The following is a 22,038-nucleotide window of genomic DNA, read 5'->3' as shown; positions in this document are numbered from 1 at the left end:
ATCTCACGGAGTCAAAATTAAGATGTAAATATTAACACAATTTAATACCATCTTTTCCGCATATAAAGATAAAATACTCATTTTATTACGTTAAGTCACTACAAATAACAGGGAATCTAACAATGCAGACAGTAGACTATTTAATAAGCTTAGATTACGAATTATTTTTTGGTAAAAATCCAGGCTCAGTTGAAAATTGTATGCTGAAACCTACGAAGCAATTAATCACTATTTTAGATAAACACAATAGTAAAGTTTGCTTATTTGTCGATGCGGGTTTTCTTGTTAAATTAAAAGAGTATTCCAATCAGTTCTCTGAACTTAAAGAACAATATAACGAGATTCAAAAACAATTATTATCACTATCCGAAGCAGGCCACGATATACAACTGCATATTCACCCGCATTGGTTTGATAGTGTTTATGATCAAACCGGTTGGCAGATTGATACAAGTCGCTATCGTTTACATGACTTTTCTGAACAAGAAATAGAAGAGATAGTAAGCACTTACAAAGCTGAATTACAACTGTGTAGCCATCGTCCTATTTTTGCTTACCGAGCTGGGGGTTGGTGCTTACAGCCATTTATCAAAATTAAACAGGCTTTGCTAAATAATGGAATTTGGTTAGATAGTACGGTCTTTAATCAGGGTTATTCATCGGATCCAACCAGACACTTTGACTTTAAAGGTATGCCACAACAACCCTCTTGGACTTTCTCTAACGATCCATTGCTACCGGAGCCATCTGGTGAGTTTGTTGAATTACCGATCAGCGCCTTTGAAACATCACCGTTATTTTTTTGGAAATTAGCTTTCCATAAAAAGTTCTCGAGCCAACAATTTAAATCCTTTGGTGATGGGCAAGCGATGGTGGCCAATAAGCAATATTATATTGATCGGTTAACTAAAAGTACCTATGGCCCGGTAATGATTGATGGTGCTAAAGCAGGTCAATTACAAAGCGCATTGAAAGTACATTTAAAAGAAAATAACAATGAAGGTATTTTTAATATTATGGGACATCCCAAAAGTATTGCACCTTATTCCCTGCGTAAATTGGATGAGTTTTTACAAAAAAACACATTCTTAGAATGTAAAACATTTCAAGAGCTACAGTATTTAAAAAAGTAACGCCAATGATTTATAACCATAAGTAATTAATTACATGAGGTTTTTGTACCTGTAATCAATGAAGCGTTTTACTTGTAAGACAGAGAGTATTGTTTCATGGTGATTACCAATTTATTATTTATGGTGAATTATTTCATGATAATCGTTATCAAGGTCTATCCCTTAGCTAACCTATTCTTTAAAACAAAATATATTTTTCTTTATTGAATGTGTAAAAACATATGGCCAGACCTATTGGAAAAAGCATGTGTAACGTAAAGTTAAAACTGTTTTGATACTTTTTTCATTTACTTTAGAAATTACATAACAGAAGAATTACTGGCATGGGTTATATTTTTTAGTTTAATAATCAGCATTTTTTTGCAAAAAAATCATGCTTTAATAATATTGCCGAAAGAATAAAGAATTTTTTGATATACTTAAATTTACTAAAAATTTTTTCATCAGGGTTGTAAAAGGGTAATTAAATGAACGATGTATTAATTAAACCAATTATTTTTATAGGTGTGCCTAGATCGGGAACAACAATTATTGCTGAATCGATTTTAGCCCATAATGATTTAGCCTGGCCAAGTAATTACAGTGATAAATTCCCGAAAATAGTAAGTTTAAATTTATTAAGAAAATTTTTTCATAATAAATACTTTTCTTTAAAAGGTAAAAAGTCTCAATTACATAAAACGAACTTTTTTAACAAATATATATTTAAAGCTGATGAAAGTTATCCAATGTGGAATTACCTTGTGGGTAGCTCTTTTTCAAAAAGTACTATAGAGAGAGAGGCAACAGCAGTAGAAAAGAAAATAATAAGAAATTATTTTACTCAGCTTGTTAAAAAGCAAGGTAAAGAAAGACTCGCTTTTAAAATCACAGGCCCCTCTCGAGTTATTTTTCTACAATCAATTTTTCCGGATGCCTGTTTCATTCGAGTCAAACGCGAAATTAATTCTACTGTTAATTCATTGATGAATGTTGGTTTTTGGAAAAAAGACCACAGCAATGAAATTTGGTGGGAAGGGTTAGGAGATGAAAAGGATAATTTTGAAGAATTTAAGCATTCGAAATTGGAACTTACTACTTATCAAGTTTATAAATTGAATCAACTTGCTGAAAGTGAATTGAAAAAAAGTAATGCTAACTTTATAGAAGTGGATTATGAAAATTTCATAAATAAATCTACGATTGAAATTCAAAGAATATGTGAGTTTTGCGATTTAACTTATTCTGAAGAAATAAAGCAATTTATAATTGATAATCCTTTAGTTAATAGGAATAAATAAAATATTAATGGAGTATAACGCTAGAGTGCTGAATAATTACTAGATATTTCGTGAACTTACATTTTATTTTATATAAAACGACTCGAATATAATAAAACTCTAAAAGACTAATTAAATCAAGACTAGCAGCTTTTAATTTTAGACTTTAACGTATTTAAAGATATTGAACGTATATCTTTAACATCTTCTTATTCTTTCTTGAGCTCATATTTTTTATAAAAACACCTATACCATTGATTTAATTTAGCTTCTTACCAAATAAATGATTATTCTTGAACAAATGATATTGACCTGACATCAATACTAAATATTTGCATTAGACGCCTATACAAAAAAGCTCCTCAATCATTTTATCAACGATTGAGGGGCTTTTTACAATATCACTTTTTAAACTAATTTATTATTTTTCAGAAACTAAAGACCAATGCTTTTTAATTTCAGCATCATTTGGCATTAATTCTAACGCTTTTTTGAGTATTGGTTTTGCTTGTTCATATTTACCCGCCTGATATAAGATCCAACCGTAAGTATCTAAAACAGCACCATTATTCGGTGCGGCTTTATAAGCCCTTTCGGCCATTACTTCGGCTTTAGGATCCCCACTTAATGAATATAACCAAGCTGCATTATTCAAGCTAGCTACTTGATTAGGAGCAACCGATAGAACTTTCTCATAAGCCGCTATCGCTGCTGTATTATTACCTTCACCTTGCAATACCATGCCATCATTTAAATTTGCATAAACACTGTTAGGTGATTTTTCTTTCCATTTAGCTAATAAATCACGCGCTTTTACATTATCTTCAACTTTATAAAAGTTATATAACTCAAGAGCAATTTCCTCTGTTGCACTTTTATTCCATTCAGCTTTTAATAACTGCTCCGCTTTGACTTTATCTTTCTGTGCTAATGCTAATTGAGCCTGTAAAAGTACAACTTGAGGATTGTCCGGCAACATAGATTCTATCTGCTTCAATACTTTATCAGCTTCCGTATATTGCCCTGAACGCGTCTCAATTGTAGCAAGTCTAATTAAGAACAATGGTTGTTCAGGCGTTAATTGCAATTGCGCTAATGTTAACTCCCTCGCAACAGGGTAATTACCCTCTTGCATTGCCATAATAATTCTTACATTACTTATTTGTTGTTGTAATTGATCGGCTTTATCTTTTAACTCAACGGGTAAATCTGATGCAGTTTTAACCAGCTGATCTGCTTCGGTTAAATTATTACTTTGATACTGATAATCAGCTAATACTAACGCTAGAATATTAGCCTTATGTTTATTGGATAAGTAGGTACCAACTGTTAGAGGATCTTTTTGCTGCTGCTTAAGGCTAACAACCGCACCATAATAAGCTCTTAATTGGTCTGGATATAGCGTAATTATTTTATCGTATTGCTCAAAAGCCGCTTTCCAATCTTGTTGAATTTGCTTGCTTTGTGCTAAGCCGTAATAAGCCTGCACATCATTATCAGATTCTTCAATAATACGATTAAAATGATCCTCAGCAAGCGAGAATTGATTACGGTATAGATAATAATTTGCAACTAATAAGCGTGTTTGTGTCGCGCTACCTTCTTTCTTAGCCAGTTCAGTAATAAATTGATCTGCTTTATCTAATTCCTTTAACTCAATTAATTTTTTTAAATAAGCCGTTTGCAAAGAAAAATCCGAAGCATTTTTTTGCAGACCTTTTGCTAATACATCAAGCACTTGTTGTGATTGTTCTGGTGTTTTAGCCGTAATATAACTACTTGTTAATAAAGGTAGTTGAGAAGAATCTGGAAATAGTTTTGCGATTCGAGCAAGCGCGATATCAGCTTTATCAAACTCACTTTCTGAAATAGCAGCAATGGTATAAAGTGTTAACGTATCAAGTCGATTTTCATAGTCAATCACATCATCTAATATAGCTAATACATCGTTACTCTGATTTAGCTTAAGCTGAGTCATTGCATAGATTTGAGTTAATTGTGGCGTATTCACTTCAGGGTCGATCATACCTGACAGGTATTTTTCAGCACCGTTGATATCGCCCTCTGTGTATAAAATAACACCTAACATAGTCGACGCTTTATTATTTTTTGCATCAATTTTTAAGATTTCATAAAGCTCTTTTTTTGCTTTTGCGATCTCTTTTCTTTTGTAATATTCCTGTGCAGAGGCATAGTGCTCGTTTATCGTGGTTGCTGTTGGAAATTCATCACTTAATATACGTGAGTATAATAAAGCTTCAGAGCTACGCCCCTGTGAAGTTAGAATACTTGTTAGCGCTCTTAGAATACCAATACGCTCAGGCGTAAAAATATCAGATGACGGGATCACAGTAAGTGCATAAGATAATGTCTTCTCGGCGTTTTCTATATCTCCTTTACCCATTAATAGAAAGCCTTTAAGCATTAAGCCTTCGATATTTTTTTCATCCACTTGTAATGCACTATCAAGTAATGAAAGCGCATTCTGCTTATTATTCTGTGCTGCCGCAATGCGTGCTTCACCAATTAAACCTTCACTTTTGAAGCCTGATGTCGTCTGCAGTTCTTTGAATAATGACAATGCTTGTTTACCATTATCTTCAAGTAACAGTATTTTTGCTTTTAACAACTTAAATTGATTAGCATCTTGAGATAACAAATCAGCATGCTGCTCAATTAACTTGTTTGCAGAAATAACCTTGCCACTACGTTGATAAGACTCTAACAATAGTAAGTAATAATCTGCATTTTTATCGCCTTTATAAGCGTTTAAAACCTCAATCGATTGATTAGATTGCCCTAGTTTATTATAGGTTTTTGCCAAAATAAGATAACCATCACTATAATTGGGATAAGCAGTAATGGCATTATTGGCAGAGTTTATCGCAGCTTTAAATTGACTCTGCTCTAAATAAGTTTTGCCTTGCTGAGTATATTGAGTCAAATCAGCAACATTGGCTGATTCAGGATCTCCATTGCAGCCAACCATAAGCAAAGAGCTTACTAATACAAATGAACTCAAAATGCCTGTTGTATGTTTTTTCATGGTATTCCCTTTTATAAAAGGTAGTTGAAATTCATTTTAATTATTGCATATCATATTTTTTCATTAGGTCATAAAGCGTGGGTCGCGTGATACCTAAAGATTTTGCTGCCGCACTAACATTATGATCAGATGCAATTAATGCTTGCTTCAACGCACTTACTTCTGCATTTCGTCTAATTTCTTTTAGGTTAAGCGGTGTCGTATCGGCATTCACTAATCCTAAATCTAAAGCACTGATGTATTTTAAATCGCACATGATAGCTGCACGTTTTATTTTGTTTTCCATCTCTCGCACATTACCTGGCCAAGTATGATTTTCTATGCCATTTATCGCATCTTCCGAAAAACCGATAATTTGTAATTTCTGTTTTTTTACATACTTGTTAAGTAAATATTTAGCTAATAAGATTTTATCTGAACCACGATCTCTTAAGGGTGGTATATCTATTTGAATTTCTGCAATACGATAAAAGAGATCTTCACGAAACTCACCTGTAGCTACCAATTTTTCTAAGTCTTTATGGGTTGCACATATAATACGTGTATCGATATTAATTTGCGTTCTTCCGCCAACACGCTCTATTACTCGCTCTTGTAAAAAACGCAATAATTTAGCTTGCAGGTGTAATGGCATATCACCAATTTCATCAAGAAATAAGGTCCCTTTGTGCGCCATTTCAATTTTACCGACGGTACTTTTAACCGCACCGGTAAATGCACCTTTTTCATAACCAAAGAGTTCACTTTCAATCAAGTTTTCAGGGATAGCTGCACAATTTATCGCTATCATCTTATGATCTTTTCGCAAACTAAGTTGATGCAGAGAATTAGCGATAACTTCTTTACCCGTTCCACTTTCACCAATCAATAAACAAGACGCATCAGTGGGAGCAATTTTTTCTATCATCGAGCATATTTTTAACATCTTAGTATCGCTAGCAATCAACCCATTTAACATTGATTCTTTTTGACTGCGACTGCTAAGCTGACGATTCTTCTCTTCTAGATGATAGATATGAAAAGCACGTTGCACGATAAGATCTAAGGTATCTGCATCTACTGGTTTGGCATAAAAGTCATAGGAGCCTAATTTAACAGCTTGCATTGCATGTTCATTACCCTCATTGCCGGTCATCACAATAATTTTCATATAAGGATGTAAATGTAGCGCCTGCTGCAATAATTCAAACCCTTCGGTCACACCATCCTCATCGGGAGGCAGCCCCAAATCTTGGATCATGACTTTAGGCTCATGTAAACGAATAGCAGAGATAGCTTCTTTTTGATTGGCGGCAATGACAACATTATAATCAGAAAAATGCCATTTCAATTGGGTCTGTAAGCCAAGATCATCTTCTACTATCAGTAACGTATCAGCTTTTTTATTTTTCAATATCTTTCCTTAATTCCTAAATTCAATTCTAGCTGTGTAACGCATTTCATCATAACTTGAGATACTAGCTGTAGACTGTTTTTCATACTCAGCTTGCAATGAGAAACTTAACCTTGGACGGAATAAGTATTTTGCACCTATGATGGCATTAGTGATTTGTTTATCGAAATCTGAAACCAGTGTTGACTCACTATATTGTAACGACACAAAAGAATTTAATTTTTCAGTGTTTTTGAAGTCGAAGCCTGTACTTAAACCCCAGCGAGGATCTTTTTCATCGGTATTTATATCTTTTTCTTGTTGATAAAAAATATTGTTATTGTTGTTTAAGCGGCTTGTAATAATAAATTTATGATCTAATTGGAGCCTGTCTATCCATAATAATTGGCTATCGGAAAAGTCTTCACTTTCATTATCAGCCACATCAAGACCTAACCCTAAAGATGAGTCGCTTAACTCTCTTTCTGCGCTCAATGAAAGGTTATGTTTGGCGAATTGATATTGGTAAGCTAATTTGAAAATAGCACCAGTTTCATCACTGTTATCATCGCTTAATTTGCTATAACCCAATTGTACTAAATAAGTACCGGCAACCAATTGCCCTTCGATAGAGGCATTAACACTAATTTCTTGATAGTCGGCCCCTGTATTGCGATATTCAACATCACTCATATCACTAGAAAGTTCGAAGCGAGTTTTAGTATTTAATTTATGGTACCAAGCCAATCCAAAAATATTACGATCTGCATCATCGTCATCATTATCGCTAAGACGCGTTGCTATATAATTATAACTAAGTTGAAATCCGGCGCGTTTTGAATAAGGAATAATCCAGACAGGATTGACAGTGAATACATCCCTGTCCCCACTATTTTCAGGTACATCACTGCTTGATTGGTCGAGTAAATATGAACGCCTAAAATGGCTTAAATTAAGCATCAGATTCTTACTAAAAATCTCCTGCGATAAATTTAAGCTACCCGAGATATCGCTTTCATCATCAGTTTCATCATCGCTATAAGTTGAATAAGAAATAGTGTAATCGAGTGCGGTCAAATTGGTCGCGGTTTGATTAAAATAACCCAAGCCAAGATCAATCGTTTGCTCATACCCTGACTCTTTGTTCACACTCGATTTATTAATGTTATCACTCTGTGCATGCTCAATACCCAATGAGATATAACGATCACTCACAGAGGCAGGCAAATCACTTGCAATAGCGGTGCTTGACAATAATGCCATTAAGCTCGTTTCTATAAATTTAAAACTACATTTTTTTAATTTCATATTCACACTATCGACTATTGATTATTAAGAACCAATCCAGCTAGCTTATCTTTACCGATTGCATCGACGCCTGCTTCCACTTGAGAAGAGTTCGATTGACCATACCCAACAACTAAAATGGCGGTATCACAAATTGAAGCTAATATCTGAGTTTCCGCGTATAAGCCAATGGGGGGTGTATCAATAATGATAAAACGATCTGGATAGCGGTTTTTAACTGAGTTAATAAAATTTTGCATGTTAAGTGAAGAAAAGAGCTCTGCAGCATGAATAATATTCGTACCAACAGGTATCACCCTAACTCTAGGAATACCAGATGGATAAATAATATCTGTAATAGCATCAGTGTCTCTTGCTAACAAATTAGTTAACCCGAGCGTTGGCTCGTTTTTCAAATAGGAAGCAATTCGAGGTTTATAAATATTACAATCAATCACTAAGGCAGTTTTACCTTGATCTAATGCAATACTGGTCGCTAAATTCATACTTACATGACTAGTACCTGATTCTTGAGAGATCCCGGTTACCATGCACACAAAGTTATTGTTGTCCATTTTATTTAATAGATTAGTACGTAATTCGCGGTAAGCATTTAGCGTTTTATAATCATCAAGACCAGGATAAATGATTTTACGTTCATCCAATTCCTTTGACGAAAGCAAGGCTGTTTCAGCCATCTCCGTTATCTTACTCAGTTGCAGCGACTCAGGCGTGAAGGTATCACGGCTTTGCAGAGCTGAAGAATTATTTGAAGAAGAATCAGACATATTAAAATGCTCCAAAATCAATGATATTTGTTAATGATGCACCGTACTTGTAGGCAACAGCTATAGCGACATAACAAGATAAACAAGCAATATAATAAAGTAAGAGAAAAGTATTATGGACTCGATTACGTCTTTTCTCAGTATTACAAAGGGCATGTGGAATACCTGCTAATAAACTAACACCTTCAAAATCTTTTATTTCAGAGGTAAATCGAATTTTTGAATCAAGCATAATTTTAATCACAAAAATAGCGATCATAATAAGTAAAGCAACAATAGGGCCTGCAACAAAAAAGTGAATAAAGCGAGCGCCAATAGGTGTATTTGGGTAAGTAGCCGCTTCTTGCAGTTTATAGTTCACCCCTTGACCTTGAATATCTAACACCATGGAAATACGTGCTTTTTCTTTTTTAGTCAGCATTTCTTCATACTGCTGTTGAAATACACTGTAGTCACGCGTTAATTCAGACAATTCAGCTTTGTTATTTGCAATGCGTTTACGTCGTTCATAGGATTCATCTAATAATTCATTAAATGCTTTAAGACGATTTAATAGGGTTTGATGCTCAATTCTTGCAGCAGATAATAAACTCCGTAACTCTCCATACAATGGATTAAGATCAGAATTAATAGGCTTGTTAGCTTGACCGCCATTCGCCAAGTCAGCGAGAGTATTCTCTAAATCATTGATTTTATAATTAATATCAACAATTGCAGGATAACTATCTTCATAATTGATCAGCAAAGCTGCTTTTTCTTTTTTCAGCTCTCTTAATTGAGATTGATAGACTGACGATTCATAATTATTACCAACTAACTTATTCTCTCTAGAAAGTTGTTTTTGTAAGTTCCAGACTCGTGTGTTGCTCTCTTGAACTTGTATGTTCATCTCTTCAATCGAAGCGCGCAATGAAGCAATACGAGAATTGACTTCTTCCTCTGTGCCATCAAAGTTAGATGATTGGAAACTTTTTAGTTTTTCCTCTGCTTTTAACAGTAAAGCTTTATAAGACGCGGTTTGTTGGTCAATAAAATTATAAGCGCTTCGACTTTCTTGACGCTTTGTATCTGCGCTATCTTCAATAAAAACGGATACCACTTTGTTCAGCACTTCAAAGGTTCTACTTGCAGTATCGTCTTTATAGGAAACTTGAATGTAGTTACCTGACTTACCATCTACGTTTAGATTGCCTCGAATTTGGCTAATTTTAATGTCTTTTGCTAAGCCAGCAGGGAATGCATCTTCACCATAAACGCTATCGATCACTTCCGATAAGATACGCGGTGAATAAATGATATCACGCACTTGATTACTTCTGTTCTGTTTTAACTCGGTCACTGATGCTTTCGAGCCTAATAATGGTTTAATAATATTTTGATTATCAGCATAAATAGTAATCGAACTAGAATAACTCGGCGGTCGTAACATGCCTACAAACATGATAGCAAAGCTAATAATGGTCATTAAAAAGGCCACTTTAAACTTACGCTGACATATCTCTCGCCATGTTACGGCGACATATTTAAAAATTTCCGTAATATCCATCTTTAAAATACACTCTCAGGAATTATTAAAATGTCAGATGGACGAAGCAGATAATTAGTATCTAAAATGCCTCTGTTTAAAATATCATCAACATTAACATGGTAAGGTTTGATGCCATCAGGTGTGTTTCTGTACAAAATTGCTTCATCTGCATTTGCAAACTCTGTTAAACCACCAGCTTCCAGGACTAAATCTAAAACATTTAAATCCGTGTAATAAGGAATCGATAATGGGCCGTTAACTGCACCTGTAATACGTACACGACTTGAATAAGAAGCACTATTAGCACCGAGTACAATAACAGTTACGTTAGGGGCACGGATAAATTTACTTAATTTATCAGCAAGCTCTGACGCTAACACTTCAGGTGTTAACCCTTGTGCTTGCGCATCACCCACTAAAGGCATTGAAATTTTGCCATCAGGGCGAACAGGAACAGTGACAGAAAGATCTTGGTTCTTCCAAACACTGATTAATAACTGATCATTATTACCTATTTTATATTCTGAAAATTTAACTTTATCCGAATAAGGTTCTTCATGTAAAACAACTGTTTTTGCACATCCGCTTATCATCACAGTACAGAGAAGCGCTAGTAGATATTTATTCATATTTTTCTCTCTTTTTTAATTTAAGTGTAAATGCTAGTTTAAACCCAATTACGTTATTAGGAGATTACCCTAATTACTTAAAACAAATCATATTTATCTTATAAAAATGTTAATGCCGTTAACTTGCCATAGGCAAATAGATAGAAAACTTGCTACCGACCTGTGGTGTACTTTCGACAATTAACTCTCCTTTTAATGAATGTATGATTTCACGTATTTGATAAGCGCCTATGCCCATCCCTTGATCCTGCTTGGTACTATTAAAAGGTTGAAATAAATCATTCTTAATAAAATCTTGGTCCATACCTGTACCAGTATCTATAATATCTAACCAGATTTGATCATCTTTGCAATTTAATAATAATTCTACACTCCCCTCATTTTCAGTTGCGTCCTGAGCGTTTTTGATAAGGTGGTTAATAGCCATCAATAACTTGTCTCTATCCCCTTTAACCTCTGCATCTAAGCAAGTTTTGGTTAGTTTAGGTTGTGGGAAGTCATTCATATTCATTGCTACAGCTTGAGCTAATAACTCATGTAAATTAATCGTTTTTAACTCGTCACTGCCTTTTAATTTCTTTAATAACTGATCCATTTTTTTCACAGAATTAGCAATTGTAGCAATAACATCATCCACAAATTCAGGGTGATGTTTATATTTTTCTGCATTTTTAACCACCAGACCTTGCTGCGCGATTAAGTTTTTAATGTCATGAATGGCAAAGGCCGAGACTTTATTAAACATGTCAAATTGTTGGTTTTGAACTAACTTTTCTGCCGCTTGCTCTTGATTAATATAGGTGGCAACTTGTCGCCCCGTTAGCTTTAATAAATCTAGATCTTCCCAGGTTAGTTTCTCATTTTCATTTAATTTTGTTTTGCAAAGCACCGCAAAACCAACTAAACCCGATGCTGCATTGAGTGGTAGCACGATCCAAGTATTTTGTACCGTTGCTATCCAGTCAGGTAAATCATTGTTGTATTGTGCATCGTACTTATTAGCAAATTTGTTAGCCTGGTAAACCCATTCTTCTTGCTCTAATTTTTGAATAAAATTGCTATGTATAGACTCTATCGGCAAACGTCCACTAAATTGTAATTTAGCAGTAGCAACACACGTATAAAATTGTTGACCTTTAACCCAAATTCCACCTGCATCACAATTAAATAACTGATTTAATGCGTGTAATGATACATCGTAACAATTCTGACTTTTATGTTGCTGAGAAAGCAGAAGATCTAGTTTTATCCATTGTTTTTTATAATCATATTTATGGGCAAAGAAATGTTTACTTGTCCAAACAACAAATCCCTCACGTATTTTCTCTGAAAGTGAAAGTGCAGCAATAGAAAAGACAGATAAAACGTATAACATGACTTTAGAGGCGCTTAACCAACTAATATTAAAGTAGTCTAGTGCCGAAGAAAATAAAGCAATCGAGATTAAAAATACACCTACCAAGGTCAAACTCGTATTAAAAAGAATGACACTATTTGACAACTGGAAACGACTACTTTCCTTTAATTGATCCGCATAAAATATAATACTGAGGGCTAATAATAAAGAAGTGACAGAGCTAATCACAGCCCTTGCTTGCCATAAAGACTGATCAAGGTCGCTATCGAGTAACAGCAGTGAAAACACTACTATATCGTAGGAAAAAATAATAAATGCAACTAACGCAACTAATTTTGTCATTCGACTAGAATGATCGCTTCTAATCAATTGCTCACAAACCACAAAGCCGAATAAACTCAGCATTATTTTAAAGTAAAGCGCTAAAATAGGTGAAGGAAAGAGCGCAGTATTATTAATGTTATAAATGAACAGCGTTAAGGTGATTAACAATGTGCCATACAAGCCATATGCCCATATATTAGGGAGTTTTGTTCCCCTCGCTAACATCAATAAATAAAGTAATACAATCACCCAAGCAAGGTATCGTAAAGACTCAATTAAGAAAAACCCCCAAGATAGGGAACCTGCAGAAATAGTATCAGGAACTGCGCCATGCCAAATCACAGAAACAACAGCGCAAGCGAAGAGACTGAGTTTCACTCTTAACAATTTGACTTTAAATAAAATAATGACTGCCAGCGCAATTTCAACGCTACTATTCAACCAATGTATATCGCTTACAACAAGATTTAGTTCCATCTATATCTTCTCTGGCCCTGATAAATATGCGTAAAATAAAATCTATTAAATCAAAAATAGGTCTTAAATTGTTGAAATAAATCAATTATAGCTTTTATGGTAAATGGAAAGCAAACCTTGCTTATACGTATATCAAAGACATCCATAATCTACTGTCTAAAGATATAATATCCTAACGAACATTTCAGGCGATTAAGATCCTATTACAACCTGAAGTAACTCTAATTATCAATCACCTAATTATTTTTTAAATATACTCAAGCTAGTTTTAAAAAAATGGAACATAGCAGACGTTTGCTTACTTCTTCGTTAAGAGTGCTAGCTATTTACTAATACAAAGTTTCTTATGCTATTGAAATACAGATATAATTTTTTAAAATATCAAACATATCTAATACTAAACATAACATCTTGTTTAATTCATTTTTTAGACTACTTTTACAGTTCTTCAGATAACACTTAATAATCAATAATGTCTCTAATATCAATAGTGCATCAATAGTGCATCAATAGTTTAATCATACTCAGATAAAGCCATAGGATGGAAATAAATGTTTAATAAGCATATAAAAAATGAGTTAAGCGATCATAAATTGATGCTTAAAACAGCTAACTCTATTGTAGATTCAATAAAGCACAGCGTAGCAACCATCGAATTCACTCCTGATGGCCAAATTATTGATGCTAACCCTTTATTTTTAAATGTAACTGGATACCAAAAAGAAGAAATTGTTGGCGAGCATCACTCTGTTATGTGCCTTCCTGAATATATCAAATCTGAACAATATGCCTCATTTTGGCAGTCACTTCGACAAGGTCACTCTAATAAAGGCACTTTCATGCGTAAGCATAAAAGTGGCAATATAATCTGGTTAGAAGCGACTTACTTTCCTATTACAGAAGATGGAAAAGTCACTAAAGTCATGAAAATTGCAGCAGATGTTACTGAAAAGAAAATAGCTTCATTAGCTAAAGAAGCGGTATTTAATGCACTTGATAAATCACAAGCGATTATAGAATTTACACTTGAAGGGCATATTATTACTGCTAATAACAATTTTTTATCTGCAGTTCGTTATGACCTAAAAAGTATTCAAGGCAAACATCACCGCCTATTCTGTGAAGACTCATTTTACAAAGAAAACCCTACTTTTTGGGAAGATTTACAACAAAATAACTTTAAAAGTGGGCAGTTTTTAAGAAAAGACGCTTACGGTAACGACCTATGGTTAGAAGCAACTTACAATCCTATTCTCGATGATAATAATCACGTAATTAAGGTCATCAAATTCGCGAGTGATATAACACATAACATTGAGCGTGAAGCATCAGTAAGAGAAGCGTCAACCATCGCCCATGACACCTCGTTAGCGACTATGGACATGATTGAGAAAGCATCAACAATGCTAATATCGTCAGTCAAAACCTCAGCAGATATTTCCGAACTCACCGATAAAGCCACTCAGCAGATTAACCTACTCAGTGAGCAATCGGATAACATTCAAGCAATTGTATCAACAATCAAAAGTATTGCAGATCAAACTAATTTATTAGCATTAAATGCGGCTATAGAAGCAGCACGAGCAGGAGAACAAGGCCGTGGTTTTGCAGTGGTTGCCGATGAAGTAAGACAACTTGCGTCTAGAACAACAGAGTCAACGAAAGAAATATCAGATGTTGTGGCGAATAATCAAGACGTCACTAAAAATGTCCAAGATGGCATTCATTCGGTTTCAGAGTTTGTTGAAAAAAATCGTGCCCAGATAAGTGCAATGGAAGCAATAATGCATGATGTTCAATCCGGAGCGCAAAAGGTATCTAAAGCGGTTGACGGGTTGAGCAAAGTTTAATTGTTTGTGTTACAACCTCCCCTTTTAATCTTCTACTCATACCTAAAACCTGCTCGTCTTATGGCTTGCAGGTTCTTATTTGTTAAATGTTAGGTACTAATTACTTAAGTAGCTATGTAGTTACCCATAAGATATTAAACAGCAACGATTAAAATGTAATACGGGCACTGAAGATGACAAGCGATTGTAGGCTTGATAATTACCCTGTAAATAATTAGGTATCCGATTTTTTCACATCAACATACACTTTTATTTTCTGCCCAGGCTTAATCATTCTGCTATTTTTAATATTATTCCAACGTACCAAATCAGCAGTTTTAACATTGAATTTATTAGCAATCCCGCCTAGAGAATCACCTGTTCGTACATGATAAGTAACATGGCGCGTAATTTTTTTAGTATTAGCAAAAGTATTAACAGAAGATGCTTTCCAAATCTTTAACGTTTGCCCCAAACGGAGTGTTTGTTTCACTTTTAAACCATTCCACTTAGCTATTTGCTGAGAGGTTACTTTATATCGACGGCTGATATCCCAAAGCGTATCTCCTTCAATGACTTTATGAGTCACTTTTTTCTTAGTGAGCTGTTGACTAGATTCTTGATCTTGTAAACGTTTTGCCTGTAAAGATAAATATTGTTGTTGCGAAGCACTAGCGATAGGGATTAAAAGAGGTTGTCCAATTTTGATAAAAGAGCTGTTTAAATCATTGATTTGTTTTAATACACTCGTTGTTGTTTTATTCCTTTGCGCAATCATACTCAGGCTATCACCGGATTTAACGCGGTAACGATCCCACCGAATACGCTTATTTTTATCAACTTTGGCCAGTTTATTAGAAAACTCTTTTGCCACAACACTTGGCAATAGTAATTTATGAGGCCCATCAGGTGAGGTTGCCCAGTGATTGAATGCAGGATTTAACAGTTGAACCTCTGCAAGACTTAATTCGGCTAATTCAGCAGCATAGGAAAGGTCGATTTGTGATCCAATATCAACATAAGTTAATGCCTGTTTATTAGGAATAAAAGGTAGGTCGATATCGTATTTTTCATGGTTTCTGAGAATATCTACTAAGGCCAAAAATTTAGGCACATATTTTTCTGTTTCCTTAGGTAAATCTAAATTCCAATAATCAACCGGCATGCCTGCTTTTCTGTTTTTGGAAATAGCACGCTCCACTCTGCCTTCACCAGAATTATAAGCCGCAAAAGCATACAACCAATCATTACCTAAATAACGATGTAAAATTTGCATATATCGCAAAGCACCACGCGTCGAAGCATATACATCACGGCGTCCGTCATACCACCAATCCTGACGTAAACCAAAACGCGCCCCGGAAATTGGCATAAATTGCCACAAACCAGAAGCGCCAGCATAGGAGTATGCATAGGGGTCAAAAGTACTTTCAACAACCGGCAACAAAGCCAATTCGAATGGTAAATTATTGGCTTCAATTTGTTCGACGATCAACCATAAAAATGGCTCAGCACGCTTTGAAACTTGTTGTAAATATTTAGGGTGGCGAAGATAATAATCACGCTGTATTGCTATTCGAGAGTTATCAGGCACTTCAAAATCAAAACCTTCCGCTAATTTAAGCCACAAATTATCATAATGCTTTTTTGATAGCCCCTCTATTGCTTGGCTGCTTTCAATTTCAACAAGATTAGTTAATCCTTCTTCATCATCTTGCTCTTCCAATTCATTTCGTTCTTGATTGAAGATGGTTTCTTCTGGGAAATTGGCGGTTTGAAAGGAAGTACTTTGACAAGCGCTCAATAATAAAATAAAAAATAAAGGAAAAAATAGTTTCATAGTCGAGCCATTGATAAAAAGTAAACCAGATAGGTACAAATGCAGGCGTACCTACTTTTAAATTGAGCCAATATTAGAATCTAATAAACGATCAAAAGTTATCTTTGTAAATACGTAATGCTGCAAAGCATGGCAATCCAGCTTCAATAGGTTTTGCAAGTAAGTTTTGTAGATTATTAACTAATTCAGTATCAGAAGTACGTAAAAAAGGATTAATCGCTTTCTCACACTTGATCGTAGTTGGAATAGAAGGCAGTCCCTGCTGACGTAATTTACTTACTTGTTTAATATAAGCGAGCAAATCATTGTTGGTTGGGTCAACCTGCAGAGCAAAAATAAGATTATTCTGCGTATATTCATGAGCACAATATACTTTAGTCTCATCATTCAACGTGCTTAAACGCGATAATGCGCTGTACATTTGTTGATGTGAGCCTTCAAATACTCGGCCACAGCCAGCTGAAAATAAAGTATCACCACAAAACAGCATTTGATCATTAAAATAAACGATATGATCCAAGGTGTGTCCAGCCACTTGCCATACTTTAAAGGTTAACCTGTCATCAAAAAAACTCACCTCAGCATCTTCATCTACTAAATTAACTTGATCAAACAGAGGTTGCTTAGCAAACACTTTAATATTAGGGTTGTCTGATAATAAATCTTTCACACCGCCAATATGGTCATGGTGATGATGAGTAATAATAATTGCTTCAATGACTAACTCTTGTGCCGCTAAAATTTCAAGAACAGGCGCTGCGTCTCCGGGATCGACCACAACACAGCGCTGGCTTTGACTATCTTTAATAAGCCAAATATAGTTATCATTAAATGCAGCAATAGTTAAAACACTAAACATAATTTTTCTCAACTTTAAAGTTTAGGAGTGGAGACACATGAAAACAGCAAAAACATCACGTATCTTAACTCCAATTACGGACTGGTTACAGTTAAGTAACGGGCAACGTCTGCAGGCACAAACTCAAGACCTTGTTAAGGATGCCATCTCACATTGCTTTGGTTATCACTTATTAAAACTAGGGCATCTGAGTACACAATTAAAAACCGATAATTGCCCTATTCGCCATCAAATAAATTGCGCAGAGGATGGAGAAGATATTGGTTTACAAAGCGATTTACAACATTTACCTTTTCAAAACGCCACTATCGACCTGTGCATTTTAGTGCACGAATTAGATTTTTCGAGCGATCCGCATCAATTATTAAGAGAAATCGATCGTATCTTAACACTTGATGGTACCTTGATAATCAGTGGTTATAACCCCTACAGCTTTTTTGGGTGTCGAACATTATTAACACCTAATGATCAACATACCGCGCGCCTCTTTTCACCTAATCGAGTTATCGATTGGTTACATGTTTTAGGGTTTGAAATAAAAGAAAAACAGTACTTTGATTGTTTATTAGCACAGCCCAAAGGTCCTATCATGACTAATTTAGGAAACTTTGGACGTCGTTATTTACCTTTTTTCTGTAGCGTTTATTTCATGGTTGCGAAAAAACAAACCACACCAATGACGCCGATCAAATTAGGGTTTGAATTTAAACGACGAATTATTAATAATCAACCAGTTACTACTAAACAATCTCACTCAAAAAACACCTAAACAGTTCTTTTGCGCGATTAACAATATTATTCGCAGTTGCAGTGAATACTATTCTACATAACCTTCATCTTTTTGAGTTGGTTTAGCCTCTGCGGCTTCTCGCGCTAAATCGTCACAGCGTTCATTTTCAGGATGTCCTGAATGCCCTTTTACCCAATGCCACCTTACCGTATGTTTTTCTTGAGCAGCATCTAACGCTTTCCATAAATCAACATTTTTCACTGGCGCTTTAGCTGCTGTTTTCCAGCCACGTTTTTTCCAATTATGTATCCATTGTGTAATGCCTTGACGAACATATTGGCTATCTGTTGTTACATCCACCTCACAAACTTCAGTCAAACTCTCTAACCCTTTCACACAGGCTAGCATCTCCATTCGATTATTAGTGGTTCTCGCATAACCTTCAGAGAGTTCGCGGCGGTGCTCATTAAAGACTAAAATAGCACCATAACCACCCGGACCAGGGTTACCAAGACATGAGCCATCTGTATAAAGTTGGATTTTTTTCATTATTACCATCACATAAATTTGTTAGACTAGTAAGCTAACATTCAGCTTAAACACGCAGCAACTATAAATAGAGATGTCTATGAACACAAGTAAACTCACCCGCCAAGTTGTACTAGATACAGAAACCACAGGTATGAACAAAGATGGTCTCATTTATGTAGGGCACCGTATTATTGAAATTGGTTGTGTTGAGGTTATTAATCGTCGCTTAACTGGTCGCCACTACCACGTTTATATACAACCGGATATGTTAATTGATCCAGAAGCGATGGCCGTCCATGGAATTACCGATGAGTTTTTATATGATAAACCTCGCTTTGCGGAAATCGCAGATGGGTTCATTGATTTTATTAAAGGTGCAGACTTAGTTATCCATAATGCGCCCTTTGATGTTGGCTTTATGGATCAAGAATTCCGTTTTTTAAATAAAAAGACACAACCTACTGAAGAAATAGCCACAGTTACCGATACATTAGAGATGGCTAAAAAGATGTTTCCCGGTAAACGGAATAATCTTGATATTTTATGTGACCGTTATGGTATTGATAATAAGCACCGAGTATTACATGGCGCTTTATTAGATGCGGAAATATTAGCAGATGTTTATCTACTAATGTCAGGTGGTCAAAAAGACTTAAATTTAGCCAATAATGAGTCAGGTAAAAATGATACTGGTCGACGTTTACGTCAAAATTTATCACCTTTATCTATTATTCATGCGAACCAAGAAGAATTAAAAGCGCATGAATCACGTTTGGATTTAGTAGAAAAATCAGGGAGCTGCTTGTGGCGGTAATCAATAAAAGTTGGATTGTATTTACATTATTAATGCTGGCTGTTGTCAGCTCTTTTGCGCATACGATCTATGCGCCCAATGACATTCCACTACTTGATAACCGCTTTAGAATTGACCCTAATACTGAACAAGTAACAATTATCTTAAATCACCCTAAACGTGCGCAAAAGACGGTGTTAGTACAACCCGATGGCAGTAAATTATTTGCTCGCCGCCACCCTGAAGAAAGTGTTGCCTGGTTCCATAATAACAGCCAAGATATTATAACCATTCAAAATCCGATGCCCGGTCCATGGCAAGCTATTGCAATGCTAAATGGGAATAATAGAATTCAGCTATTAAACCCTATCTCATTAAAAATCAATAAATTGCCGCTTAAAGTTTACAATAGTGAATATCTGACATCCCATGTATCTTTGATTAAAGATGGGCAGATAATGACTAACAAAGATTATTTGAAATATGCAAAGTTAACAGTTTCTATTGTTAGCGATCTGAAAAAAGTAGTCTCATTATATAGAGACGATGGCCAATATTATGATTCATTCCCTTTTGACGGAGAGCTAACGACTGATTTTTTCATGGACTTAGATCCTGGTCGGTATTTGCTGAATATTAAGACTAAAAATAATATTTTTATTCGTAACGTGAACAAAGACATTGTTGTCTTTCCGCAACCATTAACCTACACAATACAACCAGCCGCAGAGAATGCGAGTAGCGCACAATTAACGTTAATTGCAGATGAATCTGAAATAGTCCCTAGCTCAATTATCATCGATGCCATGATCAGTAGTGTTGATAATCCACAAACACAACAATCTATCGTAAACTTCTCAGACCAAAAAGAAGCAAGTAATACACTTGTCGTTGATTTGCCACTCGCTTACGGTAATTACACTTACGCTGGAAAAGTATTTGCAACCACTGTAGATGGTCGTGAAATTAACTTTAAACTGCCTGATCAAAGCTTTGAATTAATAGCGCCAGCACCTGAAATCCCAGAGGTAAGTTCACTATTACCCATCACTTCAGAGGCCACTGCAACTATTTCAGGAGCAGAAGCGACGGGCGAAGCAACAGAGCAACCATTCCAATACCTATGGATATTAATAGCCTCATTTGCGTTGTTAATTGTAATAGCAGTGCTCGCAGTGATGTTTTTTCTCAAAAGAAAACAAAAAAAGCTAGCTGCAGATAATGGATTATCATTAGATGAATTGATCATTGATGAACCTAAACCGACTAAAAAATAAAATAAATAAGCTAAAAAACAAACGCTATGAACATAAAATAAGCACTTAGACCAATTACCTTGTAAATATTATGTTTTTTTTGTTTTTCGTTATTGACTCAGTACCTGCAACTCCGTATTATCTGCGCCTCAACGGAGTTGCATATTATGTAACGTTGATTTTGCTGGAGTGGTAGTTCAGTTGGTTAGAATACCGGCCTGTCACGCCGGGGGTCGCGGGTTCGAGTCCCGTCCACTCCGCCAACAATTTTTTTATAAATTCAGTTTTATAAATTTAGAGTTGGCAATACTATCTAGCAAAATCTAAAGTTGAACTGATGATTATCACGTGGAGTGGTAGTTCAGTTGGTTAGAATACCGGCCTGTCACGCCGGGGGTCGCGGGTTCGAGTCCCGTCCACTCCGCCAACTCATTTGCTTGCAAATGTAATAGATAATTATCAAAAGCTTGAACTGTAATACTCCAGTGGAGTGGTAGTTCAGTTGGTTAGAATACCGGCCTGTCACGCCGGGGGTCGCGGGTTCGAGTCCCGTCCACTCCGCCAACAGTATTATATGAAAGCTAAATGGTTTATTTCACCAGTATTAATTTATAAAGAAATAACTGTAACACACTCGTGGAGTGGTAGTTCAGTTGGTTAGAATACCGGCCTGTCACGCCGGGGGTCGCGGGTTCGAGTCCCGTCCACTCCGCCAACAGTGTGTTTAATCGAGATCACAACGATTTAAAATAAAGTGGTAAAACTGTTATACACTCGGAAGAGTGGTAATTCAGTTGGTTAGACTCTTGTCTAATATAAGCGGCCTGTCACGCCGGCGGTTAACACCGTAAAGAGACAAAACTGTTATACACTCGGAGGAGTGGTAGTTCAGTTGGTTAGAATACCGGCCTGTCACGCCGGGGGTCGCGGGTTCGAGTCCCGTCCACTCCGCCAACAGTGTATAAAAGTTACTTATTAAAAAATTCATCAATTAAATTTC

Annotated in this window: 16 protein-coding genes and 5 tRNA genes; 11 read left to right on the top strand and 10 right to left on the bottom strand. The window is 35.5% G+C overall.

The features are described 5' to 3' along the window. Positions 1 to 122 precede the first annotated feature (122 nt). Both MT391_RS01425 and MT391_RS01420 read left to right on the top strand, forming a co-directional pair. A complete protein-coding gene (locus MT391_RS01425; RefSeq protein WP_499496707.1) occupies positions 123 to 1,133 on the top strand; it encodes a hypothetical protein in 1,011 nt (336 codons plus the stop codon). Between the two features lie 467 nt (positions 1,134 to 1,600). After that, positions 1,601 to 2,413 carry a sulfotransferase gene (locus tag MT391_RS01420; protein ID WP_499496706.1) on the top strand — a complete coding sequence of 271 codons (813 nt, stop codon included), beginning with the start codon at positions 1,601 to 1,603 and terminating at the stop codon, positions 2,411 to 2,413. A 400-nt stretch (positions 2,414 to 2,813) separates the two neighbouring features. Here MT391_RS01420 and MT391_RS01415 read toward each other — a convergent pair whose 3' ends face one another. From MT391_RS01415 to prsK, 7 genes are all read right to left on the bottom strand, one after another. Next, positions 2,814 to 5,438, bottom strand: a complete 2,625-nt coding sequence (locus tag MT391_RS01415) for a tetratricopeptide repeat protein (protein ID WP_499496705.1) — start codon at positions 5,436 to 5,438, stop codon at positions 2,814 to 2,816. A gap of 40 nt (positions 5,439 to 5,478) precedes the next feature. After that, entirely contained in the window at positions 5,479 to 6,831 is a 1,353-nt protein-coding gene (gene prsR / locus MT391_RS01410) for a PEP-CTERM-box response regulator transcription factor (RefSeq protein WP_028867348.1), read from the bottom strand. Positions 6,832 to 6,840: 9 nt separating this feature from the next. Then, positions 6,841 to 8,118, bottom strand: coding sequence for a hypothetical protein (locus tag MT391_RS01405; RefSeq protein WP_499496704.1), 1,278 nt, complete (start codon positions 8,116 to 8,118; stop codon positions 6,841 to 6,843). A 14-nt stretch (positions 8,119 to 8,132) separates the two neighbouring features. Then, positions 8,133 to 8,885, bottom strand: a complete 753-nt coding sequence (locus MT391_RS01400) for an AAA family ATPase (RefSeq protein WP_028867346.1) — start codon at positions 8,883 to 8,885, stop codon at positions 8,133 to 8,135. A gap of 1 nt (position 8,886) precedes the next feature. Continuing rightward, positions 8,887 to 10,431 (bottom strand): XrtA system polysaccharide chain length determinant, encoded by a 1,545-nt coding sequence (locus MT391_RS01395; RefSeq protein ID WP_499496703.1) that lies wholly within the window; start codon positions 10,429 to 10,431, stop codon positions 8,887 to 8,889. 2 nt (positions 10,432 to 10,433) lie between these two features. After that, a complete protein-coding gene (locus MT391_RS01390; protein WP_028867344.1) occupies positions 10,434 to 11,042 on the bottom strand; it encodes an XrtA/PEP-CTERM system exopolysaccharide export protein in 609 nt (202 codons plus the stop codon). 118 nt (positions 11,043 to 11,160) lie between these two features. After that, on the bottom strand, positions 11,161 to 13,200 hold the full coding sequence (gene prsK, locus MT391_RS01385) for an XrtA/PEP-CTERM system histidine kinase PrsK (protein ID WP_499496702.1): 2,040 nt from the start codon (positions 13,198 to 13,200) through the stop codon (positions 11,161 to 11,163). Between the two features lie 551 nt (positions 13,201 to 13,751). Here prsK and MT391_RS01380 point away from each other — a divergent pair. Beyond that, positions 13,752 to 15,050 carry a methyl-accepting chemotaxis protein gene (locus MT391_RS01380; protein WP_499496701.1) on the top strand — a complete coding sequence of 433 codons (1,299 nt, stop codon included), beginning with the start codon at positions 13,752 to 13,754 and terminating at the stop codon, positions 15,048 to 15,050. A gap of 214 nt (positions 15,051 to 15,264) precedes the next feature. Here the strand turns inward: MT391_RS01380 and MT391_RS01375 are convergent, their stop codons facing one another. Both MT391_RS01375 and gloB read right to left on the bottom strand, forming a co-directional pair. Continuing rightward, a complete protein-coding gene (locus MT391_RS01375; RefSeq protein WP_499496700.1) occupies positions 15,265 to 16,869 on the bottom strand; it encodes a LysM peptidoglycan-binding domain-containing protein in 1,605 nt (534 codons plus the stop codon). A 91-nt stretch (positions 16,870 to 16,960) separates the two neighbouring features. Beyond that, entirely contained in the window at positions 16,961 to 17,728 is a 768-nt protein-coding gene (gloB, locus tag MT391_RS01370; protein WP_499496699.1) for a hydroxyacylglutathione hydrolase, read from the bottom strand. Between the two features lie 37 nt (positions 17,729 to 17,765). Here gloB and MT391_RS01365 point away from each other — a divergent pair, with 37 nt between their 5' ends. Then, positions 17,766 to 18,497 carry a methyltransferase domain-containing protein gene (locus MT391_RS01365; protein WP_499496698.1) on the top strand — a complete coding sequence of 244 codons (732 nt, stop codon included), beginning with the start codon at positions 17,766 to 17,768 and terminating at the stop codon, positions 18,495 to 18,497. 48 nt (positions 18,498 to 18,545) lie between these two features. Here the strand turns inward: MT391_RS01365 and rnhA are convergent, their stop codons facing one another. Then, complete coding sequence (gene rnhA, locus MT391_RS01360; protein ID WP_499440067.1) at positions 18,546 to 19,010, bottom strand: ribonuclease HI; 465 nt, start codon at positions 19,008 to 19,010, stop codon at positions 18,546 to 18,548. Between the two features lie 76 nt (positions 19,011 to 19,086). Here rnhA and dnaQ point away from each other — a divergent pair, with 76 nt between their 5' ends. The 7 genes from dnaQ to MT391_RS01325 all read left to right on the top strand — a co-directional run bounded on the left by dnaQ (position 19,087) and on the right by MT391_RS01325 (position 21,992). Continuing rightward, on the top strand, positions 19,087 to 19,803 hold the full coding sequence (gene dnaQ, locus MT391_RS01355) for a DNA polymerase III subunit epsilon (RefSeq protein ID WP_028867337.1): 717 nt from the start codon (positions 19,087 to 19,089) through the stop codon (positions 19,801 to 19,803). After that, positions 19,794 to 21,059: a hypothetical protein gene (locus tag MT391_RS01350; protein WP_166371960.1), complete on the top strand. Its 1,266-nt coding sequence runs from the start codon at positions 19,794 to 19,796 to the stop codon at positions 21,057 to 21,059. The genes dnaQ and MT391_RS01350 overlap by 10 nt, the downstream gene beginning before the upstream one ends. A 165-nt stretch (positions 21,060 to 21,224) precedes the next feature. Beyond that, positions 21,225 to 21,301, top strand: a tRNA-Asp gene (locus tag MT391_RS01345). An 87-nt stretch (positions 21,302 to 21,388) separates the two neighbouring features. Further along, positions 21,389 to 21,465 (top strand) — tRNA-Asp (locus tag MT391_RS01340). Between the two features lie 60 nt (positions 21,466 to 21,525). Then, positions 21,526 to 21,602, top strand: a tRNA-Asp gene (locus MT391_RS01335). 74 nt (positions 21,603 to 21,676) lie between these two features. Continuing rightward, positions 21,677 to 21,753, top strand: a tRNA-Asp gene (locus MT391_RS01330). Positions 21,754 to 21,915: 162 nt separating this feature from the next. After that, positions 21,916 to 21,992: transfer RNA gene (locus MT391_RS01325), tRNA-Asp, on the top strand. The last annotated feature ends 46 nt before the right edge of the window (positions 21,993 to 22,038 follow it).

Source organism: Vibrio sp. 1-Bac 57 (genome assembly GCF_037546855.1).
GTDB lineage: Bacteria > Pseudomonadota > Gammaproteobacteria > Enterobacterales > Psychromonadaceae > Psychromonas.
This window is presented reverse-complemented; position numbering and strand designations above follow the sequence as displayed.